General features: G+C 50.2%; 26 protein-coding genes and 2 pseudogenes. 15 read left to right on the top strand and 13 right to left on the bottom strand.

The genetic code is table 11. From position 1 onward, the window contains the following. The first annotated feature begins 2 nt into the window (after positions 1–2). Positions 3–1,025, top strand: a complete 1,023-nt coding sequence (locus tag FZP57_RS04715; RefSeq protein WP_074358999.1) for an adenylosuccinate synthetase — start codon at positions 3–5, stop codon at positions 1,023–1,025. On the opposite strand, the gene thiD is transcribed toward FZP57_RS04715, so the two are convergent. Genes thiD through proS form a run of 4 tightly spaced genes read right to left on the bottom strand, consistent with a single transcriptional unit; the run spans position 1,022 to position 4,574 of the window. Further along, positions 1,022–1,789, bottom strand: a complete 768-nt coding sequence (thiD, locus tag FZP57_RS04710; protein WP_370518345.1) for a bifunctional hydroxymethylpyrimidine kinase/phosphomethylpyrimidine kinase — start codon at positions 1,787–1,789, stop codon at positions 1,022–1,024. The two genes, FZP57_RS04715 and thiD, sit on opposite strands and share 4 nt — an antisense overlap. Before the next feature lie 5 nt (positions 1,790–1,794). Next, positions 1,795–2,475, bottom strand: a complete 681-nt coding sequence (gene cofC, locus FZP57_RS04705; RefSeq protein ID WP_074358997.1) for a 2-phospho-L-lactate guanylyltransferase — start codon at positions 2,473–2,475, stop codon at positions 1,795–1,797. Then, positions 2,472–3,164 (bottom strand): hypothetical protein, encoded by a 693-nt coding sequence (locus FZP57_RS04700; protein ID WP_074358996.1) that lies wholly within the window; start codon positions 3,162–3,164, stop codon positions 2,472–2,474. The genes cofC and FZP57_RS04700 overlap by 4 nt, the downstream gene beginning before the upstream one ends. Positions 3,165–3,176: 12 nt before the next feature. Further along, positions 3,177–4,574 carry a proline--tRNA ligase gene (gene proS / locus FZP57_RS04695; protein WP_191215988.1) on the bottom strand — a complete coding sequence of 466 codons (1,398 nt, stop codon included), beginning with the start codon at positions 4,572–4,574 and terminating at the stop codon, positions 3,177–3,179. A gap of 133 nt (positions 4,575–4,707) precedes the next feature. Between proS and FZP57_RS04690 the strand changes: the two are divergent. The 3 genes and pseudogenes from FZP57_RS04690 to rpiA all read left to right on the top strand — a co-directional run bounded on the left by FZP57_RS04690 (position 4,708) and on the right by rpiA (position 6,880). Next, positions 4,708–5,750: pseudogene (locus FZP57_RS04690) on the top strand (NAD(P)-dependent glycerol-1-phosphate dehydrogenase). After that, positions 5,751–6,191, top strand: a complete 441-nt coding sequence (locus tag FZP57_RS04685; RefSeq protein ID WP_191215987.1) for a UPF0179 family protein — start codon at positions 5,751–5,753, stop codon at positions 6,189–6,191. Between the two features lie 17 nt (positions 6,192–6,208). After that, entirely contained in the window at positions 6,209–6,880 is a 672-nt protein-coding gene (gene rpiA, locus FZP57_RS04680; protein ID WP_074358992.1) for a ribose-5-phosphate isomerase RpiA, read from the top strand. A gap of 143 nt (positions 6,881–7,023) precedes the next feature. On the opposite strand, the gene FZP57_RS04675 is transcribed toward rpiA, so the two are convergent. From FZP57_RS04675 to FZP57_RS04660, 4 genes are read right to left on the bottom strand one after another with little or no spacing between them, the layout of a single operon-like run. Continuing rightward, a complete protein-coding gene (locus FZP57_RS04675) occupies positions 7,024–7,230 on the bottom strand; it encodes a hypothetical protein (RefSeq protein WP_074358991.1) in 207 nt (68 codons plus the stop codon). Positions 7,231–7,232: 2 nt separating this feature from the next. Next, complete coding sequence (locus tag FZP57_RS04670) at positions 7,233–8,066, bottom strand: metal ABC transporter permease (protein WP_191215986.1); 834 nt, start codon at positions 8,064–8,066, stop codon at positions 7,233–7,235. A 4-nt stretch (positions 8,067–8,070) separates the two neighbouring features. Next, positions 8,071–8,865: a metal ABC transporter ATP-binding protein gene (locus FZP57_RS04665; RefSeq protein WP_191215985.1), complete on the bottom strand. Its 795-nt coding sequence runs from the start codon at positions 8,863–8,865 to the stop codon at positions 8,071–8,073. After that, the gene (locus tag FZP57_RS04660) at positions 8,865–9,797 is read right to left on the bottom strand and encodes a metal ABC transporter solute-binding protein, Zn/Mn family (RefSeq protein ID WP_238337832.1); all 933 of its coding nucleotides are present in this window, start codon (positions 9,795–9,797) and stop codon (positions 8,865–8,867) included. The genes FZP57_RS04665 and FZP57_RS04660 overlap by 1 nt, the downstream gene beginning before the upstream one ends. A 123-nt stretch (positions 9,798–9,920) precedes the next feature. Between FZP57_RS04660 and FZP57_RS04655 the strand changes: the two genes are divergently transcribed. Continuing rightward, the gene (locus FZP57_RS04655) at positions 9,921–10,301 is read left to right on the top strand and encodes a CopG family ribbon-helix-helix protein (protein ID WP_191215984.1); all 381 of its coding nucleotides are present in this window, start codon (positions 9,921–9,923) and stop codon (positions 10,299–10,301) included. 9 nt (positions 10,302–10,310) lie between these two features. On the opposite strand, the gene cobM is transcribed toward FZP57_RS04655, so the two are convergent. From cobM to FZP57_RS04640, 3 genes are read right to left on the bottom strand one after another with little or no spacing between them, the layout of a single operon-like run. Continuing rightward, complete coding sequence (gene cobM / locus FZP57_RS04650) at positions 10,311–11,111, bottom strand: precorrin-4 C(11)-methyltransferase (RefSeq protein ID WP_238337831.1); 801 nt, start codon at positions 11,109–11,111, stop codon at positions 10,311–10,313. Between the two features lie 11 nt (positions 11,112–11,122). After that, a complete protein-coding gene (locus FZP57_RS04645) occupies positions 11,123–12,007 on the bottom strand; it encodes a DUF166 domain-containing protein (protein WP_191215983.1) in 885 nt (294 codons plus the stop codon). 5 nt (positions 12,008–12,012) lie between these two features. Next, positions 12,013–12,258 (bottom strand): TIGR00304 family protein, encoded by a 246-nt coding sequence (locus tag FZP57_RS04640; protein WP_191215982.1) that lies wholly within the window; start codon positions 12,256–12,258, stop codon positions 12,013–12,015. A gap of 289 nt (positions 12,259–12,547) precedes the next feature. Between FZP57_RS04640 and FZP57_RS09435 the strand changes: the two genes are divergently transcribed. From FZP57_RS09435 to FZP57_RS09135, 4 genes are all read left to right on the top strand, one after another. Further along, positions 12,548–12,727, top strand: a complete 180-nt coding sequence (locus FZP57_RS09435) for a nucleotidyltransferase domain-containing protein (RefSeq protein WP_238337830.1) — start codon at positions 12,548–12,550, stop codon at positions 12,725–12,727. After that, positions 12,667–12,912, top strand: coding sequence for a hypothetical protein (locus FZP57_RS09430; protein ID WP_238337829.1), 246 nt, complete (start codon positions 12,667–12,669; stop codon positions 12,910–12,912). Before FZP57_RS09435 ends, FZP57_RS09430 begins: the two co-directional genes overlap by 61 nt. Further along, entirely contained in the window at positions 12,909–13,079 is a 171-nt protein-coding gene (locus FZP57_RS09140; RefSeq protein ID WP_202879453.1) for a hypothetical protein, read from the top strand. Before FZP57_RS09430 ends, FZP57_RS09140 begins: the two co-directional genes overlap by 4 nt. Positions 13,080–13,148: 69 nt before the next feature. Next, positions 13,149–13,307, top strand: a complete 159-nt coding sequence (locus FZP57_RS09135) for a HepT-like ribonuclease domain-containing protein (protein WP_202879452.1) — start codon at positions 13,149–13,151, stop codon at positions 13,305–13,307. 156 nt (positions 13,308–13,463) lie between these two features. Here the strand turns inward: FZP57_RS09135 and FZP57_RS04625 are convergent, their stop codons facing one another. Next, a complete protein-coding gene (locus FZP57_RS04625; protein ID WP_191215981.1) occupies positions 13,464–13,676 on the bottom strand; it encodes a hypothetical protein in 213 nt (70 codons plus the stop codon). 97 nt (positions 13,677–13,773) lie between these two features. Further along, positions 13,774–14,187, bottom strand: a complete 414-nt coding sequence (locus tag FZP57_RS04620) for a methyl-coenzyme M reductase family protein (protein WP_238337828.1) — start codon at positions 14,185–14,187, stop codon at positions 13,774–13,776. Between the two features lie 81 nt (positions 14,188–14,268). Between FZP57_RS04620 and FZP57_RS04615 the strand changes: the two genes are divergently transcribed. The 6 genes and pseudogenes from FZP57_RS04615 (at position 14,269) to FZP57_RS09420 (ending at position 18,028) form a co-directional block, all read left to right on the top strand. Continuing rightward, entirely contained in the window at positions 14,269–14,715 is a 447-nt protein-coding gene (locus FZP57_RS04615) for a hypothetical protein (RefSeq protein ID WP_191215979.1), read from the top strand. 377 nt (positions 14,716–15,092) lie between these two features. After that, positions 15,093–15,470 carry a roadblock/LC7 domain-containing protein gene (locus tag FZP57_RS04610; RefSeq protein ID WP_074359755.1) on the top strand — a complete coding sequence of 126 codons (378 nt, stop codon included), beginning with the start codon at positions 15,093–15,095 and terminating at the stop codon, positions 15,468–15,470. 2 nt (positions 15,471–15,472) lie between these two features. Continuing rightward, positions 15,473–16,648, top strand: coding sequence for an ATPase domain-containing protein (locus FZP57_RS04605; protein WP_191215978.1), 1,176 nt, complete (start codon positions 15,473–15,475; stop codon positions 16,646–16,648). A 161-nt stretch (positions 16,649–16,809) separates the two neighbouring features. Beyond that, positions 16,810–17,346, top strand: a pseudogene (locus tag FZP57_RS04600) (RAD55 family ATPase); the annotation flags it as partial. Next, positions 17,343–17,663: an RAD55 family ATPase gene (locus FZP57_RS09425; protein WP_238337827.1), complete on the top strand. Its 321-nt coding sequence runs from the start codon at positions 17,343–17,345 to the stop codon at positions 17,661–17,663. The pseudogene FZP57_RS04600 and the gene FZP57_RS09425, both read left to right, overlap by 4 nt. A 32-nt stretch (positions 17,664–17,695) precedes the next feature. Then, positions 17,696–18,028, top strand: a complete 333-nt coding sequence (locus FZP57_RS09420; protein WP_238337826.1) for a hypothetical protein — start codon at positions 17,696–17,698, stop codon at positions 18,026–18,028. Positions 18,029–18,137: the final 109 nt, after the last annotated feature.

Below are 18,137 nucleotides of genomic sequence, written 5' to 3'. Positions count from 1 at the left end.
AAATGACATGCACTGTTCTAGTTGGAGGAGGATGGGGTGACGAAGGCAAAGGAAAATGCATCACCTACCTATGTTACAATGATAAACCATCAATAATTGCAAGGGCAGGGGTCGGTCCAAACGCAGGCCACTCAGTGGAGTTCAGGGGTGATAAGTACGGACTCAGACTCACACCCTCCGGCTTCTTCCACAGGGATGCAAGGCTCCTTATAGGTGCAGGTGTCCTTGTTGACCCTGAGGTCTTCCTTCATGAAATGGAATACCTATCAAAGTACAGTGTTGCAGAGAGGACAGGGGTCGACTACCGCTGCGCAATAATAGAGAAGAAGCACAAGGAACAGGACCAGTCCTCAAGTTACCTTTCCAAGAAGATAGGGAGTACGGGTACAGGGTGCGGACCGGCAAACGCCGAACGTGTAATGAGGACGGCAAAACTGGCTGGTGAAGTGGAGGAACTCAAGGATTTCCTTGCAGATGTACCCCTGGAGGTCAATGAGGCACTTGATAACGGTGAGGACGTCTTTGTTGAGGGATCACAGGGCTTCGGACTCTCCCTCTATTACGGTACCTACCCCTACGTCACCAGCAAGGATACCACTGCAAGCACAGCAGCTGCAGACGTGGGCCTTGGCCCCACAAGGGTCGATGAGGTCATCGCGGTGTTCAAGTCATACATAACAAGGGTTGGTGAGGGTCCATTCCCCACAGAGATCAGCCAGGAGGAGGCCGAGGAGATGGGCCTTGAGGAGTACGGTACCGTTACAGGTAGAAGAAGAAGGATTGGCCTCTTTGATATGGAGATGGCCAGGGAGTCCTGCATGATCAACGGGGCAACCCAGATCGCTGTTACCTGCGTGGACCGGCTTTACCCTGAATGTGAACGTGTACGTGATTATTCTGACCTCTCAGCCGATGTTAAACGGTTCATCGAGGAGATTGAATCCGAGACAGGCGTTCCGGTCACCATAATCTCAACGGGTCCATCACTGGAGGACACCATAGACCTCAGGGATGAACTCCTCTAATCTGGTTTTTCCTTTTCCTCAAGGGACCAGAACTGGTTGAGGGTCCCGTACCTGCCATGCCTTATGGCTTCCCTGACAAAAGCATCGGCCATTTTAAGGGACTCATGGAGATCGAAGCCCCTGGATAGGTAGGCTGCTGCTGCAGCAGAAAATGAACATCCACTCCCATGGGTGTTGCTGGTCTCTATGAGTTCCCCTTCAAGGATGCTGATCTCACCGTCAAGGAGGATTATATTTTTACCTCCAAGATGACCCCCAGTAATAATAACATCACAGAGGTCACCTATAACCCTCGCAGCCCTGCGGGCATCATCGACTGAGGATATCCTGACACCTGAGAGTTTTTCAGCCTCTGCAACGTTTGGAGTCACTATCAAAGCCTCAGGGAGAAGGTACCTCTTCAGGGCATCAACAAATCCTTCAGATGAGAGCCTCCCACCGGATGCCGCCACCATTACAGGGTCAACAACCATTCTGAGCCTGTATTCCCTTATTTTCTCAGCAACTACCCTGATTATGTCCTCACTGTAGAGCATCCCTGTCTTACCATGGACCAGAGGGAGGTCCTCCATAACAAGGTCGATCTGCTCCCCGACAAAGTCAGGGGGCACCGGAAGAACCCCTGAAACCCTCTTCACGTTCTGTGATGTCAGTGCTGTTACAGCAACCGCACCGTAGACCCCCAGGGCCGAGAAGGTTTTTATGTCACCCAGTATCCCGGCACCCCCTGATGGATCTAGACCCGCAACCGAAATCGCCATCACAACCATCACCCCAGGTGGAATGTCCTTGAAACCTCCAGCCTCGCAGAACCCCTTGAGGGTTTAACTGAAAATTCAAGGCCCTTAAGGTACTCCTTTGTATGTGTACCCTCACCGTGGAGTATGATCTCACCCAGGTCCTCGGCGGTGTTCACGTCAAGGGAGAGGTAGAATGAATCATAGACATGGACACTCATACCTATCCTTTCGGCCTCCATCACGTGCTCAAAGAAGCTGCAGTCACCGAACTTCAGCCCCATGCTGCCTGGTTCAAGGATGAGGGTGTTTGTCCCCCCTCCCTTGGCCGGTGCTATGACGAGGTCGAAGGTCTCTGACCTCTTAAGGAGGTCCCTGACTTCAGCCTTCCCTATCAGGGGGACGTCAGATGGTGTTATAATTATCCTATCAAATTCTGAACTGCAGAAATCCGCCGCCTGCTCAAGGGCCCCGTTAAGGTCCTTCTGACCCTTCTCCTCAAGGATATCCAGGCCAAGGCTGTAGGCGTATTCAAGGACGTCCTCATCTGCGCTGATTACAAGGACCCTGTCAACATGGCTCCGCAGGGCCTCTGAGACGTCCCTGAGCATGGCCCTGAGGAGTCCCTCCCTCTCTGAGGGTGATAGGGTCGGAGATAGTCTTGTCTTTGCATGTGAAAATCTTGATACGGGTATTATGGCGCAAGTCTTCATTGTCCCGCTCCAGGGTAAATTGTTTTAATGAGTGAAAGGATCCTAAGGGGTGAGCTCCTGTTAAGGATTGGGCTGTTGATGTCAGCTGCTGAGAGTTCATCATCTGTAAGCCCGTAATCTGCTTTAAGCTCAGCCTTCACAGCTTCAAGGCGCTCCTTGAGCTGGTAGAACCTCATGTCCCTTTTTTTAACTGCAGCGTACACCTCGCCACGGTATATGTCCAGTTTATCACCCCTTGCAAGTACCCAGATCTTAAGCTGGGTCTTCATGGCCTCATCAGGGTTATCAGGGTTTGAGGATGAGATAACGTCCCTTATGAGGCCGGGTGCCTGTCCTGTGGGTTTCAGTTTGCTCCCGGGGACTGTTCTTTTTTCAGGTTCAGTGCTGTAGGCAGGCACCTCCACCGATGAGCCTGCAGGTACGGTGACGGTTGATGCTATGACAAGACCCCCTGAACCGTCCCCTGTAAGGAGTGTGCCCGAGAGCACCCTTACGGGCCTGTCCCACGAGTTTTTCACTTGAACTGTGTGTGGTATTTCCCCTGCCTGGGTCTTCTGCACAGCCTCTGCTTTACCATTCTGGTAGGCTGCTTCAAGGTCCGGTCCACCCATCACCAGGTAGCATATTCCTCCCGATGATACTGCGAAGAGGAATATGAGGCCTACCACGAGCACTATTTTCAGGTTCATCCAATCTACCGTTTAATATGTTCTTGCAAGGAATGCTCTGTGTTCTGCTTCTCTGCCACAGTTTATACAGGTTCCGGTTCCGCCTTCCTGTATTCCAAGTATATCCACCCTGACCTTCTCTTCGATGTCCTTACCGCATTCCTCATCACCGCACCACATGAAGGATATGATGCCCCTCTTCTCTTCTATGATTTCAGCCGCCTCCTCAAGGGTTTCAGCTTCCCTTATCATGGAGTTCATCCTCTCCCATGCACGTTTCCGGATGTTCTCAAGGATGTCGTCCATGAGCTCCCTCAGGGTGTCCTCTATGCTTTCAAGGTCCGCGGTTGTCTTCTCCCCGGTGTCCCTCCTTGATATGACTGCGGAGTTGTTTTTAAGGTCCCTGGGGCCGATTTCGATTCTGAGGGGGACTCCGCGCATCTCCCATTCATAGTACTTCCTCCCGGCCCTGAGGTCCCTGTCGTCAAGGTGGGCCCTGAAACCTGCTGATTCAAGCCTCTCCATGAGGCCTCTGCAGGCGTCAAGGACCTCCTCCTCGGCGCCCCTGAATATCACAGGGACTATAACCACATGGTAGGATGCAACCTCCGGGGGGAGGCAGAGACCGGATTCATCTCCATGAACAGCTATCACCGAGGCTATAACCCTGTCAGAGAGACCGTAACAGGTCTGGTGGACGTATTCATGTTCACCGTCAGGGTTTTCGAATTTTATGTCGAAGGTCCTGGCGAAGGTCTGGCCAAGGTTGTGGACAGTGCCTATCTGGAGGGTTTTTCCATCGGGCATGATGGTGTCAAAGGCCATGGTGTAATCTGAGCCAGGGAACTTGTCCCATGGGGGCCTCTTCGTGATGAGGTATGGGATTCCAAGGGCGTCAAAGAATTCCCTGTAGATCTCTATGGCCCTTTCAACCTGTTCCTCGGCTTCAGCGGCACTTGAATGGATTGTATGGGCCTCCTTGAAGGTTGTTATTTCACGGACCCTTATAAGTGGCCTTGTATGTTTTGTCTCGTACCTAAAGGTGTTAACCACCTGGTAGAACCTCATGGGGAGGTCGCTGTGTGAACGCACCCAGAGGGCGAACATTGGGTACATCACGGTTTCGCTTGTCGGCCTCAGGGCCAGTTTCCTCTGGAGCCTGGTGAGGCCGCCATGGGTCACCCAGTATACCTCGTCCTCAAAGCCCTTTACATGTATGGACTCCTTTGCCAGTTCATCCTCGGGTACAAGGAGGGGGAAGAGGACCTCCTCATGGTCCCTGTCAAGGATGTCCTTCAGGATTTTAAGGGTGTTCTTCCTGATCCTGAAACCGTGGGGCATCCAGACGTGCATTCCCTTCACAGGATACCTCTGATCAATAATCTCAGCTTCCTCTAAGATGTTATGGAACCATTCACTGAACTCTGTCATTTTTTCACCATGATAACCGTTAGGGTCTTCTTGATAATTTCACAAAAAATATATCCTTTCGCGGGAGATAAACACCAATCAGAAATTATTTTATCACCAGTACTTAAATAATATACTCCATCAGAGGGTTAACATGGATCCAAGGAAAATTCAGTTACCGAGGGAGATATACACGGGGCCGGGTGTTATAGGAGAGACCGGTAAGATATGCAGTGAACTAAGATTTAAGGGGAGGGTTGTGGTTGTAACAGGCCCCACAACCCTTAAAATAGGGGGTGAAGCTGCAATTGAGAGCCTCCAGGATGAAGGCTTTGAGGTTGATCAGGTAACCGTCAGGGAGGCGAGTATGGGTGATGTGAAGGATGTCCAGGATCTTCTGGACACGGCATCCCTTGTGCTTGGCGTGGGGGGCGGTAAGGTCATTGATGTTGCCAAGATGGCCGCAACCCTCCAGGGCATCCACTTCATAAGCGTCCCAACAGCGGCATCACATGACGGGATAGCCTCCCCCAGGGCCTCCATAAAGAACGGTGAGGGCACAGCATCCCTTGAGGCCAGTTCACCGATAGGTGTGATTGCAGACACCGAGATCATAAGCAGGGCGCCCTTCAGGCTCCTTGCATCGGGGTGTGCGGATATAGTGTCAAATTACACGGCCATCATGGACTGGAAGCTGGCCCACAGGCTGCTCAATGAAAGGTACAGTGAATCTGCAGCGGCTCTTTCACTCATGACAGCCAAGATGATAATCAGATCTGCCGATGCAATCAAGGAGGGCCTTGAGGAGAGTGCAAGGCTCGTTGTAAAGTCCCTCATAAGTAGCGGGATTGCTATAAGCATCGCTGGAAGCAGCAGACCCGCAAGTGGCTCCGAGCATAAGTTCAGCCACGCCCTTGATGTCATCGCACCCAGACCAGCCCTTCATGGTGAGCAGTGCGGAGTGGGAGCCATCATGATGATGCACCTGCACGGGGGGGCTGGCAGTTCATAAGGGACGCTCTCTCAAAGATGAACGCCCCTACCAACGCATATGAACTGGGCATAGACCCTGAGTACATCATAGAGGCCCTCACAACAGCCCATACGATCAGAAGGGAGCGTTACACAATCCTTGGAGACAGGGGTTTAACCCGGGAAGCAGCTGAGAATCTTGCAAAGATAACGGAAGTGATATGATTGATAACTCTTATAGGTGAAAAGCTTGCAAGGAAGGGCGTCAGGTTCCTTTACTGCGGACCTGCAGAGGAATGCGAGAACTGCAGGTTCAGGTCCACGTGCATAAAACCCCTTGAGGAGGGGCACATGTACATTATAAGGGATGTTAAGGACAGGGACCAGAGGTGCCCGGTTCATGAGGGAGAGAAGGTAGTTGTGGTGGATGCTGAAAGGGCCAGTATCGAGACACTCATAGACTCAAGAAGGGCCTTTGAAGGGTCGATAATATCCTTTGAGGCTCCTGACTGCAGCAGGGAATGCAGGATGTATGATCTCTGCCACCCCGAGGGCCTCAGGGAGGGGGACAGGTGCAGGATTGTAAAAAATCTGGGAAAACCTGATAAAAAGTGCCCTGAGGGGCATGAACTGAGGAGGGTTTTACTCCAGCTTACAGATAAATAACTTTGAAGGAGGTTTACATGAATCTTAAGAAGATGGCCGCATTGAGGGCGGCTCATGAGATAAGGGATGGGGATGTTGTGGGCCTTGGCACGGGTTCAACAGCACACTACTTCATCAGGGAACTCGGGAGGAGGGTTCTTGAGGAGGAACTTGATGTCATGGGCATCCCGACATCCTACCAGTCAATGTTCCTTGCATCCAGCTCAGGTATAAGGATCACTGGCCTCAGTGAACACGACCCTGATGTTGCGGTTGACGGGGCTGATGAGGTGGACCCCCAGCTGAACCTCATAAAGGGTGGAGGTGCAGCCCACACCCTTGAAAAGATAGTTGACTCTGCTGCAGAAAGATTCATAGTCATTGTGGATGAATCAAAACTTGTTGATAGACTCGGAGCATTCCCGCTCCCTGTCGAGGTCATACCCGCGGCCTGCAGACCTGTAATGGAGACCCTTGAGTCAATGGGCGCCGATGTTTCCATCAGATCCTGTGAGGGGAAGGACGGTCCCGTGGTGACCGATAACGGCAACTTCGTCCTCGATGCATCCTTTGGGGTTATCCATGAACCAGGGGACCTTGAGGTGAGGCTTAACAGCATACCCGGCGTGGTTGAGAACGGCATATTCTCAGGTCTTGCAGATATGGTAATCGCCGGAACATCCGATGGCTTGAAGATCATGAAGCCATAGTCTATAATGATGGCTTTTATGGAGTCTCGTGGACCTTAAGGTATCCGCTCCGTTTTATCCTTGTGGTTATTCTGCCATCACATTAGAGGGTTACTGTCACGATACGTGCTCTATTTTATCTTGGTGGTTATTCTGCCATCACATTAGAGGGTTACTGTCACGATATGGGCCAGGGGTATTATAACGGTTGTTGTGGTCTTACCACCCCTCAGCTTCAGTTCAAGGCTGAGGTAATCTGTTTCAACCCTTTTAACCTCCCCATAATAGGTCTTTCCAGTGATAAGCGTGATGCTGAGGTAATCTCCTACTGAGGATTTAAGCGTATCCCTGAGGTCAGAACCGCACTTCATGTTTAATGATTCTGCATCCTCTTTAATGTATTTTTTTCTTTCAGATAACCGAAAATCTGGGTTATGCCGAAGAGTGCTGTTAGAAGGAGGACTATTATTGCCCCTGATGAAAGGTTGAACTCATATGAGATCCATAGACCTGCAAGTGCCGTCAGGACACCTGTCAGGGTTGCCTTGACCATTATGTCCTTCATGTTCATGCTGAAGTTCTTTGCAATGGCTGCAGGGATCGTGAGGAGTGCTATGACGAGTATTATACCAGCGGCCTTTATGAGTACAACGACACTGAGGGCGACGAGGGCAAGGAGGTAGAGGTAGAAGGTGTCCACAGGCACCCCAAGGACCTCAGCGTACTCCTCATCAAAGCATAGGGCCAGGAACTCCCTTTCGAAGAGCACTGCACTTGAGATTATGATGAGGTCAAGGATCAGCATGGTCCAGAGATCAATGGGGGTTACCATAAGGATGTTCCCAAAGAGGTAACTGAAGAGATCAGGGGCATAGCCCGGGCTGAGGTTTATGAAGACTATACCAAGGGCCATGCCTGCGGACCAGAGTATTCCTATGGCTGTATCCTCACTGATCCCGGTTTTCCTTGTAACGGCACCCATGGAGATGGCCGCTCCCACTGTGAAGGGTATGGCCGTGGTCACGGGGCTTACACCCATCAGGTATCCGAGCCCAACACCCCCGAAGGCTGCATGGGATATACCGCCACTTATGGAGACTATCCTCTTTGTGACAACATAGCTACCAACAACACCGCAGGCGATACTTACAAGCACCGCCGCGACAATGGCGTTCCTCATGAACTGGTACTGGAGTATCTCCATCATAATCTCACGGCTCCCTGTGTCTTTCAAGGACCCTGTGGGGTATCCCGTGGGCAATAAGTTCAACCGGGCAGCTGTATGCATCCTCAAGGCATCCAAGGGCCTCCTCAACAGTCCCATGCACGAATATCCTGTGGTTGAGGCATGCGATGCTGTCAACGTGCTGGGCAACCGTTCCGATGTCATGGGATACCACGATTATGGTCACATCACCCCTGAGTTCATCGATGATATTGTAGAATGAAGCCTGGAATGCAGGGTCAACACTGCTTGTTGGTTCGTCAAGTAGGAGCAGTTCCGGTTCCCTTACAAGGGCCCTTGCCAGGAAGACCCTCTGGAGTTCACCCCCTGAGAGGTCATCGAGTTTCCTGTCACTGTACTCCAGCATACCAACCCTTTCAAGCCATTTAAGGGTCCTTTCCCTGTCCCTGTCCGTGTAGGATTCAAGTTTTCTGTATGCACCCATAAGGACTGTCTGAAATACGTTTATGGGGAAGTCAGTTTCAAAGTGGCTCCTCTGGGGAAGGTAACCTACCCTGTGCCGTGCATACTCCGGCTTCATCCCCAGGACCCTTACGGTTCCACTGGATGGCTTTATCTGTCCTGTTATGAGCCTCAGGAGTGTTGTTTTACCCCCTCCGTTGGGTCCTATTATGGCCGTGAGCTCTCCTGAGGGTATCCTGAGGTTTATCCCATCAAGTATCAGCTTTCCCCTGACAGCGTAGCTTACATCCTCTATTTCAACTGCAGGAATCTTTATCCCCTCCTTCCGTGGAAGTCTTTTCTTTCTGATTGCAGCCATCAATCCCCCTGATGGGACCACCCATTCTCCAGGGCCCTGAGTATCTTCTCCATGTTTTCAATGTAGTTCTGGTTCAATGGATCCACCACCACAACCTCCGCGCCGATCTCATCTGCAATCATCTCGGCGTTCTTCCTGCTGAACTGGGGTGATACGAATATGACCTTTATACCGGTCCTCCTGGCTTTCCCTATTATATCTGACAGCGTTCCGGGTCCCGGTTCCTTGCCTTCCCTTTCAATGGCCACCTGCCTCAGCCCGTATTCAGAGCAGAGATACCCCCATGCAGGGTGGTAAGCGAGTATGGCCTCGCCCTCCCTCCCTTCAAGGGTCTTTTTCATCTTGGTGTCCAGTTCCCTCAGTCTTTCAAGGTAGAGGTTGGCGTTGTCCTGATAGTACCTGCTGCCCTGGGGGTCTATCCTTTCAAGGCCTTCAAGGGTATTCCTGACCATTATCATGGCATTTTGTGGTGATGTCCATACGTGGGGGTCGTAGGGACTTTCAATGTCTTCGTGGTGTTCATCCCCTCCCTGGGTGGGTATGAACCTGATCCCCCTGGAGGTGTTCACGATAAGCATGTCCGGGTTGATGGATCTGAGCCTGTCAAGGTACTGGGTCTCGAATTCAATTCCGGATCCCACAATGAAGTAGGCGTCCGCCTCTGAAACCCTTTTAAGGGTTCCGGGGTCCGGTTCATAGGTGTGCGGGTCTGCACCTGGAGGTACCAGCACCGTGACCTCTGCACGTTCACCTGCAACGGCCTCTATAAATTCCTTCTGGGGCATTATCGTCGCCACCACCACCAGCTTTTCATCACCACCCCCTGGGGGTTCTGTACCTGTGAAGAGGTACATTGCTGTTACAGAGAGGACCGTGATGATGACAAGTCCCAGTATTTCCTTAAGACGGTGACGGATCATCTTAGCGGTCACGTGTCACACCCCATTTCATGGTTTTATTCCACCCAAGTATACTCTATTCTTATTAATATTTAAGATTTGTTTTAATAAAATTTAACATAATCCATATAAGTAATTATTAAAATATAGTTCTGTATGGTGGTTGTAAGTGTTTCAATCGGTGAAAAACTCCTTGAGGAGATAGACAGGATCAGGGATGACATGGGTTTTTCAGGAAGATCCGATGTGATAAGGACAGCTGCAAGGAGGTTTATAGATGAAAAAAAGAACTTGGATGAGTTAAGTGGAGATATAAATGCTGTGATATTTCTCATACACCATAAAAGGGTTGAGGACAGGGTAAACAACATCAAGCATGACTATGAGGATATTATAAACACCCAGGTCCACAGCCACCTCAGGGACGGGAACTGTCTGGAGATATTCATCCTTGAAGGTGATGCTGAAAGGATAACTGAACTCGCGGACAGGTTCCATGGCTGTGGAATGAAACACATAAAACTCATCACGGTCTGATGGACCGGTTCACTCTGATGTCCCTTCACGGTACTCATGGCTGAAGCCGGCATCATATAGCTTTGAGGCCCTGAAATCTCCTGGCTCAAGGACCCTCCCCACGATTATCATGGCAGTCTTCCTTACACCGGCAGCCTTAACCTTTCCTGGTATATCGGTCAGGGTGCCCCTGATGATCTCCTGATCGGGCCATGACGCCCTCTTAACAACGGCGGCGGGTGTGTCGGGGGGGTAATACTCAAGGAGTTCCCTGCAGACATCCTCAATCATGTGGACACCAAGGAAGATGCACATGGTTGACCTGTGGGCTGCAAGTTCCCTGAGACTCTCACCAGGGGGTACCGGGGTCCTGCCCTCGGGGCGTGTGATTATAACGGTCTGGGATATCTCAGGGAGGGTTAACTCAGCTCCAAGGGCCGCTGCCGCTGCAAATACAGAGCTGACACCCGGTATGATCCTGTAGGGTATGCTGTTCTCCTCAAGCACCCTTATCTGCTCCTTTATTGCACCGTATACTGAAGGGTCACCGGTGTGTACCCTTGCAACCCTCCTGCCCTCGGCACACGCCTTCACCATGATATCGGTGATCTCATCAAGATTCATGTATGCACTGTTGTGAACCTCCGCGTCCTCAGGGGCGTATTCAAGGATTTTCTCATTTACAAGGGAACCAGCATATATAACAACATCCGACTCCCTAAGGACCTTCAGGGCCTTAAGTGTTATGAGTTCAGGGTCACCTGGACCGGCTCCAATGAATACAACTTCACCATTCTTCAGATTACCATCTCCCGGACTACTTTCTATCAATTTTGATCATATCAGGACCTGTAATCCTGTCCGTCTATGAGTTCTATTGCCCCGTAGGGACACTCCTTAACACACCTGCCGCATGCACCGCAGGAGAATGGATCTATAACCGCATGTTCACCCATGGTAACGGTATCATGGGATAACCTCACAAGGGGGCATACGTCCCTGCAGAGAAAGCCGCACTCGTATCCCTGGCAGACCTCAGGATCCACCACTGCATGGGCTCCAGGGATACCTGTGGCCCTCTTAACAGCCTCCCTTGTGAGGTAACCTGCAATGTGGAGGTGTGTATCCCCGAATCCAGGGTCTGTATCCATGGATGCCAGACAGGGATAGTTATGGAGTTTCTCACCTGCAAGGATCTCCGCATCTTCAGGTGCTGAACCAGAAAGTTCATCTGCAATGTAGAAGGTTGAACCGCAGGGAGCGCTCCTTTTAACCCTTACGGATCCTATCCTTGCACCGGATCTTATCTCGAGGAGGGGCCTTCCGAGGCGCTCCGCAAACTCATCAATGTATCTGTCTCCTGAGGGTTCAAGGGAACAGAATGGAACAGGAAATGCAATTCTACCCCTGAACATGCTTTTAATTTCATTTTTAAGGCCATCGGGTAGCTGTGTCGGTGTGTGTGATTCAATGATAAGTGACTCTGCACCTGATTTTGCTGCAATCTCGGCGGCCACAAGGTTAAGGTCCCCCTTAAGACCGGCAGCCACGGTTAGATCAGCATCAGACACCGATTCAGGGACCAGGGATGAAGGGTCATCAAGGAATTCAGGTGTTTCATCAGGATACTCAAACACGGCGACCATACTGGATGCGAAGCCATGCTCAGCCACCGTGTTCACCACCCTCTTCCCGTACTCTCCTCCGCTCACCATTATTATCCTCATGGTAACTACCTGTAGAACAGAATGTATGCCACAATCATCAGTATGATGGCAAGGACAGCGCCGGTCACTGCCATGTTCCTGTCGCTGCCAAAGATTATGGGCACAGGTCCTATCATCACAACACCTGCAGCCTTCACCTCACCCTTCTCCTTTGGCTGTGAAGCTGCAGTGAGGGCTGTGCCAATGAATGTTAGAAGCACACCGACCATTATCAGGATGATACCTGCAGTTATGATTATCTCTCCCCTCATAGTATCCTCCAGGACTATCTATCTGAAACTTATTCCTTATATGCTATTACCCTACCTTCAGCTTAAGGTGCACAGGATGAAAGGTCTGCAGGTAGGTCTTAATATGCTCTCCACCTTCAGTGCGGGCTAAGAGTATGCGGAGAGATCAAAACCGGATTTCAGGCATCTGGATGGGGATGCAACCATTGATATTTTATGCATAAAGGACATAACTATCATGGGGTTGATCTAATGGCCGATTCAAATCTTGAGGTCAGACTTAAGGAATTTTTTTAAGGATAAGGATTACGTGTATTTCGCCTATCTCTTCGGGTCGGCAGCCAGAAAACGTACGGGTCCCCTCAGTGACGTTGACATTGCGGTTTTCATTGATGAATCCTGGATAAACATGAAAGTTTCCGGATTCAGATGGAGCTTTTTGATGGCCTCGTATCCCTCCTCAGGACAGACAGGGTCGACCTTACCATAATAAACGAAGCTCCTCTCCTTTTAAGATACAGTATAATAAGGGACGGCATCCCCATTAAGGATGATCCTGCAAGAAGGTTAAGGTTTGAAAGGAACACCATGAGCTGCTATCTCGACAGAAAATATTACATTGAAAGGCACACAAGACTGGCAATCAGGAGGATTGCAGGAAAAGGATTGATATGAGGGATGAGATCCTGTCCAGACTGGAGAAACTCGGGGAATACATCAGAATACTTGAAGATTATCAGAAACATAGCCTCTATGAAATCAAAGGGGATCATACACTCAGGGCCGCAGTTGAGAGGTACCTTGAGATTTCCATCGAGTACTTCTGGATATGGGGGAGATGATCATTTCAATGGAGGGCGAGGCGACCGGAGACCTAAAGGGAAGTTATAGAGATTCTTGGAGAGCTGGAAGTGCTTCCAGAGGATTTCGTCCCTAAATTCGCGCCTGCAGCAGGCTTCAGGGACATACTTGTCCATATGTACACTGATATAGACGTTGAAAGAGTATATGGATATTTACAGAAAAATCTGGACGATATAAAGCTGTTTGGGAGGTTGGTCGCCCTTTAACTTGAAAAAAACCAGATGTTGGTTTGATATAGGATTTTTTTTGGTTGGTTTCTCTCTTTCTGGGAAAAACAGATGGTGGTTTGATATAGGATTTTTTTGGAGTTTGGTTGCCCTTTACCTTGAAAAAACAGATAATGAACCTCTCAGGGGGGCCATCTAGAGGTACTCTATTGAGACACATTCCCATGGCTGTACATTGGTGTCTATCACTGCATAGATCTCCCTTTCAGGGTCCCTGAAGAGGTCCTCACATCCGAACTCCAAGCCCTCAGACAATTTCACGGGGTAGATCCGGCCCCGGTTGCTCTTCACTATCACTTCTCCTTCCCGGCTTATACCAACTACGAGCTGTTTTATTTCATCCGCCATTTAATGTCCTCCAGATATTTGAGATAATTAAGTCTGAGGTATAATAAAAACCTTTAGAGGCCATGCCCTTTTTCAGCATGTTTTCCTGAAGAACCACTCAGTCCCTCTTCAGCCGGTACTGGGTTGAGCCACCCTGTTTTCGGGATTCAAGGAGCTCGGTTTCAACCATCCTTTCAAGGACCTTTCCTTCAAAGGGGAGGTCCTCCCCCTCTATCCATGATTCTGTACTTGCAAGGGTGTCGTATACCTCCAGGCACGCCATGAGGATCTCTGAGGTTTCAGGTCCCGGGCTGACCCTCTCAACCTCACCCTTTATTCTTCTGGCCGTCCTCTTTAGTTTCTCCTCTTCGGCCTCCGGGACGACACAGAGGACCCTCAGTTCGTTCCTGAGGAAATAGGAACCACGATTCACACTGAATACGTCCTTACGGATCACAAGGCCGCCGGCGTCATCCACAAACTCCTCAAATTCATGGAACCGGTGGGGTCCTCCCCTGAAAACCACCACCATGTACATGACTTTCTATATGTAATTCAAACTACTAATACCTGATAGTAATATTTATATTAAAATTATTATTAAAATAGTTTCATGGATACGAGGGGTGTTCTAACGGCAGATGCCGTAATCTCACTGTTCCTCATCATCCTCCTCACAGGCCTTATCATGTCCACGGCAGCCGAGAGACTTGATGGGGTCTACAGGAGCAGGTCAAACCTTGAGTCAAGGCTCCTCATGGACAGAACAGCCCATCAGATAAACCTTGCAGCTGCAGGAGGACCGGGACACCAGGTCCTGATTGAACTTCCAGGGAGGCTGAACCATACATGTGATTACAGCCTCGATGTAAACTCCACAGGGGTCTATGGCTGGTTCGATGGACGCAGGGGTTTTTCATCCATCCATCCAGTCATCATCCTTGACGGTTACGGTAACCCTGGAAGGGTACGCCTCCAGCCAGGAAAGAGATACCTCCTTAGGAACACCCCCAGGAACGGCAGGACTGCTGTGATGATAATGGAACTTAAGGGTGTGTGAAGATGCACGGCCAGGTAACCGCAGAGTTCCTTATACTGACAGGTATAGGAGTTCTTATTGCAACGGTGATGGCAGCCCAGGCATCTGAACAGATGGAGTTAATCACGGCGTTATCAGCTGCAAGGACAGGTGCTTCAGAGGCGGTATCAGCGAACACCTATGCGGTTTACCCGGCAACCACATTCGATGAGTACAGCAGAGGAAAACCAGAACTCCTCTTTCCTGGGAAGGTAAGGGTAATGCGTATTGAAGTCATCGATGAGGGATACAGTGCCACATACGGGAGGAGGAAGTACAGGCTGAGGGCGTGGCTTTCAGGCCCCCCGCTACCATCACAGCTAAGGGAATCCCTCTCAGACAGGGTGAACTATGTATGCATGACAAAGACAAAGAAGGAAAAACTTGATGATGTGCTTTCTGCTTTTATGCAGGTGGGCCAGATAAGGGCTTCGGGTATCGTTTCCAAGGAAGGACTGCTTATAAATGCAAGGACACCCCCTGACGTTGATGCAAGGATATTCTCAGCCCTCTGTTCCACGATTATGGGGGCCGCAGAGGCCGCCTCAGGTCAGATGAATACCGGAGCTGTTAATGAGATAAGCGTAAGGACTGAAAAGGGCATAATCATACTCAAACCAGCAGGGGAAAAGGCCATATTCACGGCCCTTGCAGAACCTGACGCCCAGCTGGGGCTCCTTCTCTTTGAGATGGAATCACGGGCGGCCCAGGTGGAGGAGATACTCAAGGAGATGTGAACATGAAGAAGACGTACATTCCAAAGCTGGACGACCTTCTCGGCGGAGGAATAAAGGAAGGGTCCTCCATAATGTTCTCAGCCTCTCCTGGAGTTGACTATGAGGCCTTCGGCTATCAGATGCTCAACGGCCGCGTTGAGGAAGGCGACAGGGGCTTTATATTCACCAATGTTTCTGAACCCGACAACATAGTATACGAATTCACATCCTATGGCTGGGACCTCATGAATTATCTTGATGATGACAGTGTTTTCTTTGTTGATGGCAGCTCCCCATTCCTCGGCATGCCATCAGATGCGCGTTACATTGTTGATGACTACTCAAAGATAAAGGAAACCGTGATGGAGGCAATTGATGAAGTACCCGGAGGAATAGCGGTCATAAACAACCTTTCAGTAATAATAGATTATCTTGGCAATGGCGATACCCTTGAAATTGTTGAGGAATGGAACCGGAGGGCTGCAGATAGGAACGTCAACATGGTCTACCTCTTCACGGAATGGGACTATGAACGCGAACTCGTGGATAAACTGAGGGGCATCATGGACTGTGTTGTTGACCTCAAGACCATAGAGGAAAGGGTTATAATAGGACAGGGATTCATGGTGGCCAGTTCAGCATGGTCGGATCCATCAGACACCATGGTGCTGTTCTTCGTTGTTCAGCCAGGAGGCGTAAGGGTCTATGTGCCAAAGATACTTGTAACGGGACCCTACAATTCAGGAAAATCCAGCTTCGTTAAGGCCATATCAACAAAGTCTGTTTCAGTTGATAGAAAGGCCCTCTCAGCGTTCCCAACAACAATAGCCATGGACATAGGACACCTTGAATATAAGGGATTCATGGCAGACATCTTCGGAACCCCTGGACAGGAACGCTTCGACCTCATCCTTGACGTGCTATCAAGGGAAGCTGTAGGAGCATTCATAATAGTGGACTCAACAGCACCCGAGACCTTTGCACGGGCCAAGGAGATGATAAGGAAAACAAGGGCCGAGGCAATACCCAAGGTCTTAATTGCAAATAAACAGGACCTCCCCGGCGCCCTGTCACCGGAGGAGATAAGGGAGAAGATGAAAATCAGCCGTGAAGTGCCGATAGTACCGGCAGTTATAACCGAGGGTAAGGGTGTTGAAGAGGCCCTTGACACGCTCCTCGGACTTCTTTATGGTGGTTGAATGATTGTTAGAATTTCCTCCGGGATCAGGGGATTTGATGACCTCTTCGGGGGTATGGGCTCACTGCCAGAGAACACCGTCACACTGCTCTACGGCCCCCCAAGGTCGGGAAGTCCCTCTTCTCCTATGCATTTGCAGCTGGGGGAGCAGACAGCCAGGAGCCATGTCTCTACATATCGGCAGATTACGGGATCGCTGACCTTAAAAGGAACATGGAGGTCCTTAACATGAACCCTGAGGCACTGATTGAGAATGAACTCCTCTACGTTATAGATGCTGCATCGAGCATCTCAGGGTCCGCGGCAGAGGAGGGGAACACCTACCTCCCATCATCTGTACATAACCCCACAGACATAATGGTTAAAGTTGGAGTTGCCACAAGGAACATCACCCGGCGTTACACCATGTTCCGCTCCGTACTGGACTCCCTCACAACACTTATGGCCTTCAATGATGAGATGCTGGTTGTCAGGGTCCTCACAGCCTACATGATGAGGATAAAGGATGCCGGGGGAACAGCCCTTGTCACCTACACCGAGGGTTCAGCGGACCAGAAGGTTGAGACCATGCTCAAGGCCGTGGTTAATAACATAATACACCTTGATGGCTCCAGGCTGACCGTTGAGGCCATGGTTGGAACAGGAAGACTGACGGCATCCTACACAATTGATGAAGAGGGTATAACTGTCCAGCCATGAGGGATACCATGAGCGGAAACTACACCACGGGTATCAGTGGCCTTGACGTTCTACTGGGCGAACTGGAACCCGGATCAGTTATGATACTCACGGGACCGCCAAAGGTGGGTAAATCTGTGCTTGCAATGGAGTTCATGTACAGGGGCCTGCAGAACCAGACACCCTGCCTCTTTATAGCAGCAGAGTACGGTTATTCTGATCTGCAGAGAAATGCCATGACATTTAACTGGTTCCTCCAGTCATTCTCTGATGATCTGCATGGTATTGATCTCCCCACACGCCTTGCAGGCGGAAGACCCAGGATTCAGGTAACATAAGGTACTCTGCACTCCAGAACACAACAGACATCATGGTGAAGGTTGGTATAGCCACAAGGACGCTCTTCCAGCAGTCAGGCATATTCACCTCGGTCCTTGACTCAGCATCAATCCTCCTGGCATTCAACCCTCCAAAACTTGTCATCAGGGCACTTAAGGCCTACAGCAACCGCATAACCGAGGCCAATGGCATTGCCCTTATCACCTACACCGAGGGAGTTGCAGACCCTGCGCTTGAGGAGGAAATCAAGGAACTCTTTGACATCCACCTCCACATGGACGGCTCCACCCTCTCTGTAGCAGGGGCTGATGGTGTTAATGAGGCACCCTACCGGATAACCGATCAGGGCATGCTCATAGGGTGATTCAGTTTTTCCTGATTATCCAGGGGTTGATATGAGGATAGGTGACGGAAGGACCGACTTGTAATGAAAGATATTTATCCTTCAATTTCTATAATTAATGCTATAATAG

The sequence above is a fragment of the Methanothermobacter sp. THM-1 genome (assembly GCF_009914355.1).
Taxonomy (GTDB): domain Archaea; phylum Methanobacteriota; class Methanobacteria; order Methanobacteriales; family Methanothermobacteraceae; genus Methanothermobacter; species Methanothermobacter wolfei.
The sequence above is the reverse complement of the archived record's forward strand: the minus strand, read 5'-3'. Positions and strand labels throughout refer to the sequence as shown.

What these genes read in the sequence shown, in the direction of transcription:
- FZP57_RS09420 (WP_238337826.1), top strand. Translation starts at nt 17,696, where the DNA reads ATGGTGAAGGTTGGTATAGCCACAAGGACGCTCTTCCAGCAGTCAGGC.
- FZP57_RS04670 (WP_191215986.1), bottom strand. Translation starts at nt 8,066, where the DNA reads ATGATGGAGATACTCCAGTACCAGTTCATGAGGAACGCCATTGTCGCG.
- proS (WP_191215988.1), bottom strand. Translation starts at nt 4,574, where the DNA reads ATGACAGAGTTCAGTGAATGGTTCCATAACATCTTAGAGGAAGCTGAG.
- FZP57_RS04620 (WP_238337828.1), bottom strand. Translation starts at nt 14,187, where the DNA reads ATGGTGGTGGTTTTCAGGGGAGGACCCCACCGGTTCCATGAATTTGAG.
- FZP57_RS09430 (WP_238337829.1), top strand. Translation starts at nt 12,667, where the DNA reads ATGGAGCTTTTTGATGGCCTCGTATCCCTCCTCAGGACAGACAGGGTC.
- FZP57_RS09425 (WP_238337827.1), top strand. Translation starts at nt 17,343, where the DNA reads ATGAGGGATACCATGAGCGGAAACTACACCACGGGTATCAGTGGCCTT.
- FZP57_RS04645 (WP_191215983.1), bottom strand. Translation starts at nt 12,007, where the DNA reads ATGAGGATAATAATGGTGAGCGGAGGAGAGTACGGGAAGAGGGTGGTG.
- FZP57_RS04655 (WP_191215984.1), top strand. Translation starts at nt 9,921, where the DNA reads ATGGTGGTTGTAAGTGTTTCAATCGGTGAAAAACTCCTTGAGGAGATA.
- FZP57_RS04625 (WP_191215981.1), bottom strand. Translation starts at nt 13,676, where the DNA reads ATGGCGGATGAAATAAAACAGCTCGTAGTTGGTATAAGCCGGGAAGGA.
- FZP57_RS04665 (WP_191215985.1), bottom strand. Translation starts at nt 8,865, where the DNA reads ATGGCTGCAATCAGAAAGAAAAGACTTCCACGGAAGGAGGGGATAAAG.
- FZP57_RS04610 (WP_074359755.1), top strand. Translation starts at nt 15,093, where the DNA reads ATGACAAAGACAAAGAAGGAAAAACTTGATGATGTGCTTTCTGCTTTT.
- cofC (WP_074358997.1), bottom strand. Translation starts at nt 2,475, where the DNA reads ATGAAGACTTGCGCCATAATACCCGTATCAAGATTTTCACATGCAAAG.
- FZP57_RS04700 (WP_074358996.1), bottom strand. Translation starts at nt 3,164, where the DNA reads ATGAACCTGAAAATAGTGCTCGTGGTAGGCCTCATATTCCTCTTCGCA.
- FZP57_RS04640 (WP_191215982.1), bottom strand. Translation starts at nt 12,258, where the DNA reads ATGAGGGGAGAGATAATCATAACTGCAGGTATCATCCTGATAATGGTC.
- FZP57_RS04605 (WP_191215978.1), top strand. Translation starts at nt 15,473, where the DNA reads ATGAAGAAGACGTACATTCCAAAGCTGGACGACCTTCTCGGCGGAGGA.
- FZP57_RS09140 (WP_202879453.1), top strand. Translation starts at nt 12,909, where the DNA reads ATGAGGGATGAGATCCTGTCCAGACTGGAGAAACTCGGGGAATACATC.
- FZP57_RS04715 (WP_074358999.1), top strand. Translation starts at nt 3, where the DNA reads ATGACATGCACTGTTCTAGTTGGAGGAGGATGGGGTGACGAAGGCAAA.
- FZP57_RS04615 (WP_191215979.1), top strand. Translation starts at nt 14,269, where the DNA reads ATGGATACGAGGGGTGTTCTAACGGCAGATGCCGTAATCTCACTGTTC.
- rpiA (WP_074358992.1), top strand. Translation starts at nt 6,209, where the DNA reads ATGAATCTTAAGAAGATGGCCGCATTGAGGGCGGCTCATGAGATAAGG.
- FZP57_RS04675 (WP_074358991.1), bottom strand. Translation starts at nt 7,230, where the DNA reads ATGAAGTGCGGTTCTGACCTCAGGGATACGCTTAAATCCTCAGTAGGA.